The organism is Oxalicibacterium faecigallinarum, assembly GCF_014635705.1.
Taxonomy (GTDB): Bacteria; Pseudomonadota; Gammaproteobacteria; order Burkholderiales; family Burkholderiaceae_D; genus Oxalicibacterium; species Oxalicibacterium faecigallinarum.
Genome location: NZ_BMDI01000001.1, coordinates 874189 through 888434, shown reverse-complemented (window position 1 = coordinate 888434; position 14246 = coordinate 874189). Strand labels below are relative to the sequence as shown.

Genomic DNA, 14246 nt, shown 5'->3' with positions numbered 1-14246 from the left:
ACATGTGGAGTCGTATCGTGCGCATGCTGTCGTCGATTTTAGCCGATCCCTGTTCAGGACTGGTAACGCAAGGCTGTCAGGCCATCCATGTCAATCTCGGTGGCGCGATCCGAGATGATGTCGGCAACGACCTTGCCGGAACCCGCCGCCATGGCCCAGCCAGAGGATCCATGACCGATGTTGAGGAAGACATTCCGGATACTGGTCGCGCCGAGCAGGGGGACGCCATCCGGCAAGGAAAGACTGCTGCCGCTCCACAAAGTCGCCGTGTTGTAATTTGCCGCATCCGGTAACCAGTCATAGGCAACCTGAAACAGGGTATGCATGGCAGGATTTTTCAGGCCTGCCGATCGTGTGCCGAGTTCAGCCGTGCCAGCGATACGGATGCGATTGCCCAGTCGCGTGATGGAAACCTTGTGCTGATCATCAAACAGCGCCTGATTGGGCAAGGACTCAAAATTACGGACGCTTGCTGTCACTGCATGGTGGTGATGGGTGATGGCAGGCAAGGCGAGCTTGAGCGGTTGCAGCAATTTTTTGCTATCTGCGCCGGTTGCCAGCACGACCGCATCTGCCGAGTAGTGGGCACCATCGACTTCCAGCATGACACCACGATGCGATTGCTGAATGCTTTCGACCTTGCAGCCAAAGTGAAACTCGACGCCCAACTGCTGCGCGAGCTGTCTGATATACCGTGTGAAGAGCGGACAATTACCGGATTCGGCGTCAGGTAAATGTAAAGCGCCCGCAAACGATGTTTGCGGTGATAGTGCAGGTTCGATCGCACGTGCCTGTTCTGTTGTCGCAACGGTATGCGGAATTCCCGCCGTTTTCATGAATTCGATTGCTGTTTGCGCGCGTTGCCAGTCCTGCTCGCTGCGGAATAGCTGCAGCAAGCCGTTGCTTTGCTCGTAATCAAACTGATAGTGCTCGCGCAGTTGCACCATCAACTGATGGCTGTATGTTGCCAGCCGATGCATGCGTGAGCGATTGAGCTGGTAGCGCGTGAGTTCGCATTCGCGGCTCCATTGTCGCAACCAGCGCCAGATTTCCGTATCCCATTTCTTGTTGATCAGAAAAGGAGCGTTGGCTTTGTGCAGAAGGGCGAGTACGCTGGTCGGCATGCCGGGAGCCGCCCACGGTGAAACGGCATCGGCTGCAAGCAGACCAGCATCGCCGAAGGTCGCTTCTTCGGCAACATGGTTGCGACGTTCCATGACGACGACGTCATGACCGGCTTCTGCCAGAAAATAAGCGGTACATACGCCAATGACACCTGCACCGATGACCGCAACTTGCATTTACTCTGCATCCGTCTCTTGAGAAGGCGCCATGTTACCAAGCCGATGCCGGTTTCGCAGTAGCCATGTGGAAATTTTGCCTAAACAATCGTAATTTACGTTGCGTTCAGGAGGGCCTGGCATCAACTTGAAGGCAGAGTTCGTTCGGCCGCCGGTGTATTGGCCATATTCATAATAAAAACGTAAAAAAGCCGCTTTCAGAGCGGCTTTTATTTGCTTCTCATTGAGAGAGCTACATGGGTTTGCGGCCAGAGATAATGCGCAGCAGAACCAGGACAATGGCAATGACCAGCAGAATGTGGATAAACCCGCCAATCGTGTAGGCACTCACCAAGCCCAGCAGCCAAAGGATAAGCAGTACGACAGCAATGGTATAGAGCATGATCTTTCCTTTCTTATTGATGGTTGTCTGCGATGTGGAAGACATGTCTCAAAGGCTTGAAATGAGCTTCTGGCAATCCAAAAAATCGTTTCAAACGCTCTTTTCACATCAGGCCCATGTGCAGAAGCAGCAACTTTTCTTGAGCTTCGAGGCCAGTCTAGCGTCCGCATCCTGCGCAAATCTGTACGTTAGCGAACATTGATGCATTCCGGAACGGGTGCATCATCTTGTTGCAGGCGGTCGGTGACAAGACCGTTCATACGATAAAAAACATGAACAATAAAAAAGAAGAAAATCCATCCTTGCCAGCCGAGGTCACAAGCGGTGCTGTTGACGCGCGCGCAGTTGCCGCGCCGACCAACGCGCGTTCATCGCTGATGCACTTTCCGGTTGATGCGCGGGGCTTGTCGCTCAAGATTCTGGCTACCGTTGCTGCCATCTTTGCGCTTTCTGCCGGCCATAGTTTTTTCATTCCACTGGTATTCGGCATTTTTCTCGCGTACACGCTGAATCCGGTGGTGAAGTGGCTGGAGCGCTGTCATGTGCCGCGGCTGATCGGTACAAGTCTGCTGCTGTCCGTCATAGTATGTGGCACGCTGGCGGGTGCGTACAACCTGCGTGATGAGTTCAACTCGATTCTCAAGGATTTGCCGATTGCGACCCAGAAGATTTCTCGGGCGCTGAAGACGACGGAAAACGGTGAAGTCAGTACTTTCCAGCAAATGCAAACGGCAGCGGCCGAGATTGAAAAGGCGACCAATCAGGTGGCTGGCATGCGTACGGTGCCAAAGAAAAGCATGACCGATCAATCGGTGTTCAATATCACGCAATGGTTGTGGGCAGGTTCGATGGGGGCGATGGCGTTTGTCGGGCAGGCACTGGTGGTGATTTTTCTGGTGTTTTTCTTTCTGCTATCAGGCGATTTGTTCAAACGCAAGATCGTCAGGATCAGCGGACGTTCTCTGTCCTCACGCAAGATCACCGTGCATATTCTGGATGCAATCAACACCTCGATTCAGAACTACATGCTGATTCTGCTGGTAACGAACGTCTTGTTTGGACTGTTGATGTGGGGCGTGCTGCAATTGGTCGGACTGGAAAACGCAGGTGCCTGGGCAGTGGCCGCCGCGTTGTTGCATGTGATCCCGTATTTCGGCACCGTACTGATCATGGGCGCGATGAGTCTCGCTGCGTTCATGCAGTTTGAAACGATCTCTTCCATTCTGACGGTCTCTGCCGCGACGCTGGTGATTGCAACCATCATTGGTACTTTTGTTACGACCTGGATGACCGGGAAAATGGCGAAGATGAACGCAGCAGCGGTCTTCGTTTCGCTCTTGTTCTGGACATGGTTGTGGGGGATATGGGGCATGTTACTGAGTATCCCGCTGATCTTTATCATCAAGGTGATTTCAGATCACGTGGAAGAGTTGTATGCCGTCTCGGAATTGCTGGGCGAATAGCACCGGCATTTCACTATGTTGTTCTTGTCTTTGTCACGCTGCGGCGTATGATGCTGACCCCATAAGACCTCGCACGGCAGCGATGTCATCAGCGTGATTTTCAAGGAGAGGCATCATGAACAGTAGCGATGATCTGGGTAAGTTGTTGTTGCGGGTCACCTTGGGTGTCCTGATCCTGTTGCATGGCGTTGCCAAGGTCATGTCCGGGCCGGGCTTTGTGTTGAGCGCGACAGCCAGTGCCGGTCTGCCTTCGGTGATCGGCTATCTTGTCTACGTGGGTGAGGTACTGGCGCCGGTTTTGCTGATTCTGGGCGTCTGGTCACGCGTTGCGGGTCTGATCGTCGCCGGCAATATGGTATTTGCCATCTTCCTCGTTCATATGAAACAGCTTTGGTCGATTAATTCGACCGGTGGCTGGGCGCTGGAATTGCAAGGCATGTTCCTGATGGCAGGTCTGGTGGTTGTCTTGATCGGTGCAGGGCGTTTCAGCATCGGTGGCCGTGGCGGGCGCTGGAACTGAGATTTTTGTCAGTCTCTTCTGATTCCCCGCCATTTTGGCCAGCCCGGCTGATTCATGGCGGTGGCATCGAAGGGCAGGTTTTGTTCGATTGGAAAGCGGCGGCGCGGTATAATCTCGCTTTCTGATTCAACCTGCAGGAAAGCGGCAAACTGCCCATTTTTCCTGCCACAACCATCTTCTAGCCATGCTCATTCTGCCAGGTTCCAACGCCCTGTCTGCCTTCCGTACCGAACGCCTTCTGCAGCAACTCCATCAGCTTGACTCATCGATCGCCGACGTTAGTGGTCGTTATCTGCATTTTATTGACTCTTCGGCGCCAGTTTCTGAAGGGGATCAAAAGCGTCTGGATGGCCTGCTCACATACGGCGACCCGTTTGAGGGCAGTACTGAAGGTGAAGAATTTGTCGTGATTCCGCGCTTTGGCACAATTTCGCCATGGGCCAGCAAGGCCACCGATATTGCCCATAACTGCGGCATGCAGCAGATTCGCCGTATCGAACGGGGGATCAGCTACAAGGTGCAGATGAAAACCGGTCTATTGGGCGGCGAGAAAAAACTGTCACCCGAAGTGGCCGAGCAGGTTCAGGCACTGCTGCATGACCGCATGACCGAAATGGTGTTGCGTAGCGCTGACGAGGCTGCCAATCTGTTTAATGAACTGGAAGCGAAGCCGCTGGCCTTTGTTGATCTCCTGCAAGGTGGTCGCGAGGCGCTGGTCAATGCCAATAGCGAACTTGGTCTTGCCTTGTCGGAAGACGAGATTGATTACCTGCTGAATGCCTTTACCGCAGCCAAACGTAATCCGACCGACGTCGAGTTGATGATGTTTGCGCAGGCCAACAGCGAACATTGCCGTCACAAGATTTTCAATGCCGACTGGACGATCGATGGCGAGAAACAGGATAAGTCGCTGTTTGCCATGATCAAGAATACGCATCAGCTGGCGCCACGCGGCACCGTTGTTGCCTACAGCGATAATTCTTCGATCATCGAAGGTGCTTCGGTCAAGCGCTTCTATCCACGCGGGGGTGCGACCGGCAATCTGTACGCCGAGTCGGAAGAGCTGACGCATATTCTGATGAAGGTCGAGACGCACAATCACCCGACCGCGATTTCGCCATTTCCGGGTGCATCGACCGGTGCCGGGGGAGAAATCCGTGATGAAGGTGCAACCGGTCGCGGTGCCAAGCCCAAGGCAGGTCTGTGCGGCTTTACGGTGTCCAACCTGATGCTGCCGGATGCAATGCAACAATGGGAAAACCGTCACGATGTCACTCAACCGACCGAAGGCAAACAGGTTGACGACGTTTACGGCAAACCGGACCGTATCGCCTCGCCATTGCAGATCATGATTGATGGCCCGATTGGCGCCGCATCGTTCAACAATGAATTCGGTCGCCCGAATCTGGGTGGTTATTTCCGTACCTACGAACAGAATGTCGGTGGCACGGTGCAGGGTTATCACAAGCCGATCATGATCGCCGGTGGCATCGGCAGCATTTCGGCCAAGCACACCAAGAAACATGATCTGCCGGTTGGCAGTCTGCTGATTCAGCTCGGTGGTCCGGGCATGCGCATCGGTATGGGCGGTAGCGCGGCATCGTCCATGGCGACCGGTGCCAATACGGCTGATCTGGATTTTGACTCGGTACAACGCGGCAACCCGGAAATGGAGCGCCGTGCGCAGGAGGTTATTAACGCATGCTGGGCGATGGGCGACAACAATCCGATTCTGTCGATTCACGATGTCGGTGCGGGCGGTCTGTCCAATGCATTCCCGGAAATTACCAACGATGCCAAACGTGGCGCAATCTTTGATCTGCGCAAAGTACCGCTGGAAGAAAGCGGCATGGCGCCAAAGGAAATCTGGAGCAATGAATCGCAAGAGCGCTATGTCCTGGCGATCGCGCCGGAAAGCCTGCAGCAGTTCACCTATCTGTGTGAACGTGAACGCTGTCTGTTTGCTGTCGTCGGTACCGCGACAGAAGAACGTCAGCTCAAGGTGATCGATCCTGAACATGGCAACAATCCGGTTGATATGCCGATGGAAGTCTTGCTTGGCAAACCACCGAAAATGCATCGCGATGTGCAGCATGTGAAACAGAATCTGCCCTCCCTGGAACTGACGGGCATTGATCTGCTGGAAGCTTCGATCCGGGTCTTGCGTCTGCCAACGGTTGCCGATAAATCCTTCCTGATCACGATCGGTGATCGTACCGTGGGCGGCATGACAGTGCGCGACCAGATGGTTGGTCCGTGGCAGGTGCCGGTTGCCGATTGCGCGGTGACAGCAATGAGCTTTGAAGGCTATCTGGGCGAAGCGATGGCGATGGGCGAGCGTACGCCGCTGGCCGTGATCGACGCCGCGGCTTCGGGTCGTATGGCCGTGGGTGAAGCGCTGACCAATATTGCCGCAGCGCCGATTGCCGAGATCGGTAACATCAAGCTATCGGCTAACTGGATGGCCGCGTGCGGTCAGCCGGGGCAGGACGCTGCCTTGTTCGATACCGTCAAGGCCGTTGGCATGGAGTTGTGTCCGGCACTGGGCATCAGTATTCCGGTCGGCAAGGATTCCCTGTCGATGCGTACCACGTGGAAAGAGGACGGCGAAGACAAGGCGGTTGTCTCGCCGGTTTCGCTGATTGTGTCCGCTTTTGCACCAGTGACCGATGTGCGTAAATCGCTGACGCCGCAGCTGCGTACCGATGCGGGTGACACTGCACTGATTCTGATCGATCTGGGTAAAGGCAAGAACCGTCTTGGCGCATCCGCCTTTGCGCAAGTCATGCAGCAGATCGGTAATGAAGTGCCGGACGTCGATAGTGCGGAAGACCTCAAGGCCTTCTTCAATGCGATCCAGCATCTGAACCGCGATGGAAAGCTGCTGGCCTATCACGATCGTTCGGATGGTGGTCTGTTCACTACCTTGTGTGAAATGGCTTTTGCCGGTCACACGGGTCTGTCGGTCAATCTGGATATCCTGACCCTGGAGGGCGCTGCAAGCGATGAAGGCGATGCCAAGAACTGGGCAGCGCAAGTAGCCGAACGTCGTAACGAGATGACCCTGCGTGCCTTGTTCAACGAAGAGCTGGGTGCGGTCATTCAAGTACGCGAAAGTGAAAAATCGGATGTGATGAACGTGCTGCGCGAGTACAACCTCGGCGCCTGCAGCCACATCATCGGTAAACTGCATCCTGAACAAAGCATCGAATTCACACGCGATGCCAAAGTGATCTACAGCCAGTCGCGTATCGACCTGCATCGTTTCTGGAGCGAGACGAGCTGGCGTATCGCGCGTTTGCGTGACAATCCGGATTGTGCGGATGAAGAATACAAGCGCCTGCTCGACAAGCTCGATCCCGGCATGACTCCACTGGTGACGTTTGATGCGCAGGAAGATATCGCCGCGCCATTCATCGCCACCGGCAAGCGTCCGAAAGTGGCGATTCTGCGTGAGCAGGGCGTCAACTCGCATATCGAGACGGCGTATGTCATGCATCAATCCGGTTTCGATGCAGTCGACGTGCACATGAGCGATCTGATCGCTGGTCGTGCCGATCTGTCGGACTTCAAGGGCGCGATTGCAGTTGGCGGCTTCTCATATGGCGACGTGCTGGGAGCGGGTGAAGGCTGGGCCAAGACCATTCTGTTCAATTCCAGACTGGCGGATGACTTTGCCATGTTCTTTGATCGTGCCGACACATTTGCATTGGGCATCTGTAACGGTTGCCAGATGATGAGTAATTTGAAGTCCATCATTCCGGGAGCGGAAGCCTGGCCGAAATTTACGCGCAACAAGGCCGAGCAGTTCCAGGCACGCTTCTCCATGGTGGAAGTGGCTTCTTCGCCGTCGATCTTCTTCAATGGCATGGCAGGCACGCAGGCACCGATTGCGATTGCGCACGGCGAAGGCTTTGCTGATTTCTCGCAAACTGGCGATATCGACAAGGCGATTGTGGCGATGCGTTTTATCGACAACAAGGGTGCCGCCACGGAAGTGTATCCATACAATCCGAATGGCTCGCCACAGGGCATTACGTCCGTGACGACCCCGGATGGCCGCTTTACAGTACTGATGCCGCATGCCGAACGTGTATTCCGCACGGTACAGAATTCCTGGCATCCTGACGGCTGGGGCGAGTATTCGCCATGGATGCGCATGTTCCGCAATGCACGTAAATGGATCGGCTAATCGGTTTGATTCAACCTGATGCGTGAATTTAAAAGGAGAGGCGATGCCTCTCCTTTTTATTTGGGCAATGACACTTACTTGAATGTCTCCTGCCCATTGCCGGCGGCAAATTCGTCGCGTTGTACTGCACTTTTCAACGTGATGATGCGCCTTCGATATTGGGCGAGCAATAAAAAAGCGCTCCGAAGAGCGCTTTTATTCCGTGTCATTCGACTTACTTGATGACAGCCTTGGCACGCAGTTGCTGTTGGTATGCCTGCAGTTTTTTCTGCTGCAGGGATTCAGCGATTTGCGGTTTGACTTCATCCAGGGTCGGGATTTTTGCGGTACGCACATCATCCAGACGGATCACGTGGTAACCAAACTGGGTTTTAACTGGGGTCTCTGCCAGTTGACCTTTTTTCAGTGCCACCATGGCATCCGAGAATGGCTTCACAAATGCAGATGGCGGTGCCCAGTCCAGATCGCCGCCATTTGCAGCAGAACCTGGATCCTTGGATTGCTTGGCCAGCTCTTCAAACTTGGCGCCGCCTTTGAGCTTGGTGATGATGGCTTTGGCTTCATCCTCGGTTTCCACCAGGATGTGGCGAGCATGGTATTCCTTGTCGCTGGCTTGTGCACGGAACTTGTCGTATTCAGCCTTGATGTCGGCATCCTTGACCGGATTTTTCTTCAGGTAATCAGCGACCAGTGCACGGATCAGGATGGATTGACGTGCAATTTCCATCTGTGCCTTGACGTCAGCGGTGTTGCCCAGACCGAGCTTGTCGGCTTCCTGAATCAGGATTTCGCGGTTGATCAGTTCTTCCTTGACCATGGCGCGCAGTTCAGGCGTGTCTTGCTGGCCTTGAGCAGCCATCTGTTTGATCATGACATCGGCACGGGACGACGGCACGTTTTTGCCATTCACGACAGCAAGGTTTTGTGCCATCACTGGCACGGAAGCGGATACGAGTAATGCGACCAGCAAATGTGCGGGTTTGATCATGTTATTTCCTAAGGAATTTTTAGAGTCGTTATTAGGTGGCAATTTGGACGGCTGCCCGGAACGGCGCATGTCAGACTTCGGATGGCGCCAGTGCCGTAATAGCCAATGCATGGATGTCTTTTTTCATCATGTCATCCAGGCAATCATACACCAGCCTATGCCGCTTAACGCGACTCTGATTTTCAAATTGCGCTGAAACAATGGTCAGACGGAAATGCCCGCCGCCAGATGCAGCACCTGCGTGGCCGGCATGTAAAGCCGACTCGTCTTCCAGTTGACACACCTGTGGTGTGAAAGTTTCAACAAGTCGGTTGCGGATCAGTTCGATTCGGGAGGTCATTCGATACTTTCTACTGCGGTTCTTTCAGGTATTTTGACAACATCATGCTCTGAACGATGATGAACAGAAACATCAATCCCATGCCCCCAAACATTTTGAAGTTGACCCAGATATTGGTCGGAAAGCTGTAGGCAACATAAAGGTTGAGCAACCCCATGGTCAGGAAAAAGGCGACCCATGACAGGTTGACGCGACGCCAGACACCTTCGGGCAGCGACATCTGCTTTTCCAGCATGGTACGTACCAGATTCTTGTTGAAGAACATCTGGCTAAACAGCAGTACAGCGGCAAAGCACCAGTACAGAACGGTCGGCTTCCACTTGATGAAGGTTTCATTGTGAAAGTAGATCGTTGCACCGCCAAATACCGCAATGATCACCAGCGAGATCCACAGCATCTTGTCGACCTTCTTGCCGCGCACCAGCAGATAACCGATTTGCGCAAAGGTGGCGATGATGGCGATGGCGGTTGCCAGCAGAATGGGTGCTTGCGCTGCGGTGACAACACCGCCAGACACGATGCCGGACAGATATTGCTGAGCAAATGCCTGCGCAGCGTCTGCGTTGCCTTCCCCCCATTTGAAAACGCCAAAGAACAGGATGACGGGAAAAAGATCAAACAAAAACTTCATGAAAGACTCACTGAAGGAAACAAGAAAAACGCTGCAATAAAGGACAGATAATCAACGCGGTCTATTTCAGTTCCGGCATTGGCGAGAAACGCAGTGCACCGGAGTTGATGCAGTAACGCAGGCCGGTGGGTGGCGGACCATCGTTGAAGACATGGCCCAGATGCGCATCGCATACGTTGCAGATGACTTCGGTACGTACCATGCCGTAGCTGTAATCAACTTTTTCCTTGACCATGTTGGGATTGAGCGCCTTGAAGTAGCTGGGCCAGCCACAACCGGAATCAAACTTGGTATCCGATGCAAACAGCGGCGTATCGCAACAGACGCAGGTATAAATACCGGCCTCATGATGGTCCCAGTAGCGGCCGGAAAAGGGTGCTTCGGTTGCGGCGTGGCGGGTGATTTCAAATTCCTCGTCACCGAGCAGGTCGCGCCATTCGGCTTCGGTCTTGACTACTTTTTCGATCATGATGAGCAACTCACTTCAAGGTCGTTGGCCCAGTCGGGCGGCAGGTCTGCGTACTGTTCGTTCTCCGGCTGTTCGTCGAATGGTCGTTCGAGGATGGACAGCAGTTTCGCTACTTCGGAGAAGTCCTTGTTCTGGGCTTTTTCAATCGCTGTCTGCGCCAGATAGTTACGCAGGACGTATTTGGGGTTGACGGCATCCATTGCAAGCTTGCGCAGGGTGTCATCACTGGATTCCGCTTGCAGGCGTGCCGCGTATTGTAGCGCCCATTCATCGAAAGCGGGACGATCAAGAAACAGATCGCGTACGGCTTCCACGCCAGTCGGATTGGCTATTTTCAGGTCGCTCAGTTTGCGGAAGAAGAGGGTGAAATCGACGTGGCTGTCCTGCATGATGCCGAACAGATGGTCGAATAGTCCGGTGTCTTCCGGCTGGCGAGTCTGCAGTCCCACTTTTTCACGCATCAGATCGACAAAATGTTCGCCAAATGCGGGTTTGTAAATCCGCAGGGCCGACTGCACGTCCTCGATTGTACCGATCAGCGGCAGCATCGCCTGCCCAAGCGCATAGCAATTCCATTCACCGATTTGTGGCTGGCGTGCGTACGAGTAACGACCTTGCTGATCGGTATGGTTGCAGATGTGATGCGGGTCAAAGGCTTCCATAAAGCCGAACGGGCCGTAGTCGAGTGTCAGGCCAAGAATCGACATATTGTCCGTGTTCATCACGCCATGCATGAAGCCGACCGCCTGCCAGTGGGCCATCAAGCGTGCGGTGCGTACGGTCACTTCGGTCAGCAATGCCTTGTACGGATTGCCGGTCTCGCGCAACGAAGGGTAAAACTGATCGATCACATAATCGGCTAGTGTCTTGAGCTCATCATGCTTCTGGTTATAGAACCAGTGTTCGAACGAACCGAAACGAACGAAGCTGGGCGCCATGCGCGTCACGACGGCAGCGGTCTCCGGCTGCTCACGCAACACCAGCTGATCCGAGCCGGTGATACACAGTGCGCGTGTAGTGGGAATGCCAAGTGCTGTCATCGCTTCCGAGCACAGGAATTCCCGGATCGATGAGCGCAGCACGGCACGGCCATCGCCCATGCGGGAATACGGCGTCAGTCCTGCGCCCTTGAGCTGCAGTTCGTAGCGCCCCTCACCATTTGCTGCAGCGACATCGCCCAGCAAAATGGCACGACCATCGCCGAGCTGGCCTGCCCACACGCCGAACTGATGACCCGAATAGACGGCGGCGAGTGGTGTGACTTGCTCCGGCACGACATTGCCGGTGAAGAGCGCAAGGCTGGCATCGGTTTGCAGCGACGTGACATCCATGCCGATCAGTGCCGCGGCACGCGCACTTGCAGCCACCAGATACGGTTCCGGCAGCGGGGTAGGCATCAGGCGCGTGTAATGCGCTGGCGGCAAGGTCGTGAAGCCGTTGGAAAACGTGAGTGGGTCAGCGTGGCGTGGTGAGATAGACGAGGTCAAGGAAACGATCCTGTGTAGAGACAATGGGTGCACATCGCGCGACAGTCGCGCATACCGCATTTTGACAGAGACGGCGAAACCCTGTTGGCAAGGCGAACGGGGTGGTTTTTTCTCTATGGCGATACCATGAATATGGTATAAACATACCGACTTTCTCTCAGGAATTTTTATTTCACGCTCTATGAAAAATTCTTCTCTTTTTCATGCATGGCGTTCCGGTGCGTTAGCACTTGCGTTTTGCAGTGTTTTTGCCGGTGCAAAAGCAGAGAACATTCGCATTGCTTTCATCGATCCCCTGTCCGGTCCATTTGGTCCGGGCGGAAATAATGTGCTTAACAGTTTCCAGTTTGTTGCCGATCGCGCCAGTCGCGAAAAATGGGCTGGCGACCACACTTTCGAAGTGGTCGGTTTTGACAACAAGGGTAGCCCGCAGGAATCGCTGTTGCAGTTGAAATCGGCAATCGACAAGGGCTATCGCTATGTGACACAGGGAAATGGCTCCGGTGTTTCGCTGGCGTTGATCGATGCGATCAACAAGCACAATGAGCGCAATCCCGGGAAAGAAGTGGTTTTCCTGAATCATTCGGCAGTTGATCCTGCGCTGACCAACGGCAAATGCAGTTTCTGGCACTTCCGTTTTGATGCCAACTCCGAGATGAAGATGGAATTGCTGACGAGTTATATCGCTTCCAGGCCGGAGATCAGCAAGGTCTACGTCATCGGCCAGAACTATGCGCTGGGACAGGAAATTTCGCGTTCGTCACGCGCCTATCTGCAGCGCAAACGTCCGGATATCGCAATTGTTGGCGATGATCTGCATCCGATTGGACAGGTCAAGGATTTTTCACCTTACATCGCCAAGATCAAGGCGTCCGGTGCGGATACCGTGATTACTGCCAACTGGGGTGCGGATCTGGTCCTGCTGATCAAGGCGGCTCGAGATGCGGATCTGAAGGCCAACTTCTATACCTTTTATGCGAGCACAACCGGCGTGCCGACTGCGATGGGTGATGCAGGGCTGGAGCGCGTCAAGTACATCGGCTACTGGAACGCGAACAACGAGGGTTATGTCGGGCGTGAACTCGTCGAGCAGTTCAAGCAGAAGTACAACGACGACTTCTATGCCATGAGTAGCTATACGATTCTTGCCATGCTGGGCAAGGCAATCAAGCAGTCCGGCTCCACCGATCCGGTCAAGGTCGCGTATGCGATGGAGGGTATCAAAGTCACCAGCCTGAACGGCGAAGTGGCCATGCGTGCCACCGATCACCAGATACAACAGCCGCTTTATATCGCCACATTTGTCCCGCAAAACAAGACCGATGTGCGTTTCGACTCTGAAAATACCGGGTTTGGCTGGCGGACCGAGCGTAAAATTGACGCCTATGTCGCCGCGCAGCCGACATCCTGCCAGATGGTGCGTCCTTCGCGCTGATCCTTGCAAGGACGGTCTGCGTGGTTCACGCGTGGCATAAGGGGAGAATAAGTTCCTGCCACGCGCCTTCTCCCGGGACTGTCGAGAGCGCACTTTGGAATTTTTTCTGATTTCACTTTTGAATGGCGTCAGCTACGGCTTGCTGCTGTTCATGCTCTCATCCGGTCTCACCCTGATCTTCAGCATGATGGGTGTGCTCAATTTTGCGCATGCCAGTTTCTACATGATCGGTGCCTATTTTGCGTACGCCATCAGTAATGCAGTCGGATTCTGGCTTGCATTGCTGATTGCGCCGCTTGCGGTTGGTGTGCTGGGGATGCTGGTGGAACGCTATGGTCTGCGTGCCGTACATCGTTACGGCAAGGTGCCAGAGCTGCTGTTCACGTTTGGTCTGTCCTATGTCATCGTCGAACTGGTGCAACTATGCTGGGGGCGCATGGCTGTACCTTACGCCATTCCTGCCGAATTGCAGGGTTCGCTGTTCACCCTCTATACGACGACTTTTCCGGTTTATCGTGCCTTCATGATGGCGATCGCGGTGTTGATGCTGATTGCAGTCTGGCTGTTGCTGACGCGATCACGTATCGGGCTGGTGATTCAGGCATCGCTCACACATCCACACGCGGTCGAGGCACTCGGACATGACGTGCCCCGCATCTTCACCTGGGTCTTTGGCGGTGGTTGTGCATTGGCGGGACTGGCAGGCGTGATCGGTGGTAACGCATTTGTGACCGAGCCCGGTATGGCGCATGCCCTTGGCAGCATTATTTTTGTCATTGTGGTGGTGGGCGGCATGGGTTCGCTCGGCGGCGCATTGCTTGCCTCGTTACTGGTCGGCATCCTGCAAACCTTTGCGGTTGCACTGGACTATTCGCTTGCCGATCTTTTCAGTCTGGTTGGCATTCACGCTGGCCATGTCCCGGTATTGGCGTTGACGATTTCGCAGGTGGCGCCCATCCTGCCATATCTGTTGATGATTCTGGTGCTGATCTGCCGACCACGCGGGTTGCTCGGCCAGCGGGAGGGCTGAGTGAAGAC

The 14246-nt window shown here is 54.4% G+C and carries 12 protein-coding genes; 5 read left to right on the top strand and 7 right to left on the bottom strand.

Annotated features, from left to right (window positions below; all coding sequences use genetic code 11):
- Positions 1-53: 53 nt before the first annotated feature.
- Entirely contained in the window at positions 54-1301 is a 1248-nt protein-coding gene (locus IEV29_RS04265) for a D-amino acid dehydrogenase (protein WP_188380007.1), read from the bottom strand.
- Between the two features lie 232 nt (positions 1302-1533).
- Positions 1534-1683 (bottom strand): lmo0937 family membrane protein, encoded by a 150-nt coding sequence (locus IEV29_RS04260; RefSeq protein WP_188380006.1) that lies wholly within the window; start codon positions 1681-1683, stop codon positions 1534-1536.
- Positions 1684-1955: 272 nt separating this feature from the next.
- Between IEV29_RS04260 and IEV29_RS04255 the strand changes: the two genes are divergently transcribed.
- From IEV29_RS04255 to purL, 3 genes are all read left to right on the top strand, one after another.
- Positions 1956-3146, top strand: coding sequence for an AI-2E family transporter (locus IEV29_RS04255; protein WP_229726227.1), 1191 nt, complete (start codon positions 1956-1958; stop codon positions 3144-3146).
- A gap of 115 nt (positions 3147-3261) precedes the next feature.
- Complete coding sequence (locus IEV29_RS04250) at positions 3262-3666, top strand: DoxX family protein (RefSeq protein WP_188380005.1); 405 nt, start codon at positions 3262-3264, stop codon at positions 3664-3666.
- Between the two features lie 184 nt (positions 3667-3850).
- On the top strand, positions 3851-7858 hold the full coding sequence (gene purL / locus IEV29_RS04245; protein ID WP_188380004.1) for a phosphoribosylformylglycinamidine synthase: 4008 nt from the start codon (positions 3851-3853) through the stop codon (positions 7856-7858).
- Between the two features lie 214 nt (positions 7859-8072).
- Here the strand turns inward: purL and IEV29_RS04240 are convergent, their stop codons facing one another.
- From IEV29_RS04240 to IEV29_RS04220, 5 genes are all read right to left on the bottom strand, one after another.
- A complete protein-coding gene (locus IEV29_RS04240) occupies positions 8073-8846 on the bottom strand; it encodes a peptidylprolyl isomerase (protein WP_188380003.1) in 774 nt (257 codons plus the stop codon).
- Positions 8847-8916: 70 nt separating this feature from the next.
- Entirely contained in the window at positions 8917-9186 is a 270-nt protein-coding gene (locus IEV29_RS04235) for a BolA family protein (protein WP_188380002.1), read from the bottom strand.
- 10 nt (positions 9187-9196) lie between these two features.
- Positions 9197-9817 (bottom strand): septation protein A, encoded by a 621-nt coding sequence (locus tag IEV29_RS04230; protein WP_188380001.1) that lies wholly within the window; start codon positions 9815-9817, stop codon positions 9197-9199.
- A gap of 61 nt (positions 9818-9878) precedes the next feature.
- On the bottom strand, positions 9879-10286 hold the full coding sequence (gene msrB / locus IEV29_RS04225; protein ID WP_188380000.1) for a peptide-methionine (R)-S-oxide reductase MsrB: 408 nt from the start codon (positions 10284-10286) through the stop codon (positions 9879-9881).
- Positions 10283-11833 (bottom strand): protein adenylyltransferase SelO, encoded by a 1551-nt coding sequence (locus IEV29_RS04220; protein ID WP_188379999.1) that lies wholly within the window; start codon positions 11831-11833, stop codon positions 10283-10285. Before IEV29_RS04220 ends, msrB begins: the two co-directional genes overlap by 4 nt.
- 121 nt (positions 11834-11954) lie before the next feature.
- Between IEV29_RS04220 and IEV29_RS04215 the strand changes: the two genes are divergently transcribed.
- Both IEV29_RS04215 and IEV29_RS04210 read left to right on the top strand, forming a co-directional pair.
- A complete protein-coding gene (locus IEV29_RS04215) occupies positions 11955-13208 on the top strand; it encodes a branched-chain amino acid ABC transporter substrate-binding protein (RefSeq protein ID WP_188379998.1) in 1254 nt (417 codons plus the stop codon).
- Between the two features lie 94 nt (positions 13209-13302).
- Positions 13303-14238, top strand: coding sequence for a branched-chain amino acid ABC transporter permease (locus IEV29_RS04210; protein WP_188379997.1), 936 nt, complete (start codon positions 13303-13305; stop codon positions 14236-14238).
- The last annotated feature ends 8 nt before the right edge of the window (positions 14239-14246 follow it).

Coding starts and splice junctions, on each gene's coding strand:
- IEV29_RS04265 (WP_188380007.1), bottom strand. CDS start 1,301: ATGCAAGTTGCGGTCATCGGTGCAGGTGTCATTGGCGTATGTACCGCT.
- IEV29_RS04260 (WP_188380006.1), bottom strand. CDS start 1,683: ATGCTCTATACCATTGCTGTCGTACTGCTTATCCTTTGGCTGCTGGGC.
- IEV29_RS04255 (WP_229726227.1), top strand. CDS start 1,956: ATGAACAATAAAAAAGAAGAAAATCCATCCTTGCCAGCCGAGGTCACA.
- IEV29_RS04250 (WP_188380005.1), top strand. CDS start 3,262: ATGAACAGTAGCGATGATCTGGGTAAGTTGTTGTTGCGGGTCACCTTG.
- purL (WP_188380004.1), top strand. CDS start 3,851: ATGCTCATTCTGCCAGGTTCCAACGCCCTGTCTGCCTTCCGTACCGAA.
- IEV29_RS04240 (WP_188380003.1), bottom strand. CDS start 8,846: ATGATCAAACCCGCACATTTGCTGGTCGCATTACTCGTATCCGCTTCC.
- IEV29_RS04235 (WP_188380002.1), bottom strand. CDS start 9,186: ATGACCTCCCGAATCGAACTGATCCGCAACCGACTTGTTGAAACTTTC.
- IEV29_RS04230 (WP_188380001.1), bottom strand. CDS start 9,817: ATGAAGTTTTTGTTTGATCTTTTTCCCGTCATCCTGTTCTTTGGCGTT.
- msrB (WP_188380000.1), bottom strand. CDS start 10,286: ATGATCGAAAAAGTAGTCAAGACCGAAGCCGAATGGCGCGACCTGCTC.
- IEV29_RS04220 (WP_188379999.1), bottom strand. CDS start 11,833: ATGCGGTATGCGCGACTGTCGCGCGATGTGCACCCATTGTCTCTACAC.
- IEV29_RS04215 (WP_188379998.1), top strand. CDS start 11,955: ATGAAAAATTCTTCTCTTTTTCATGCATGGCGTTCCGGTGCGTTAGCA.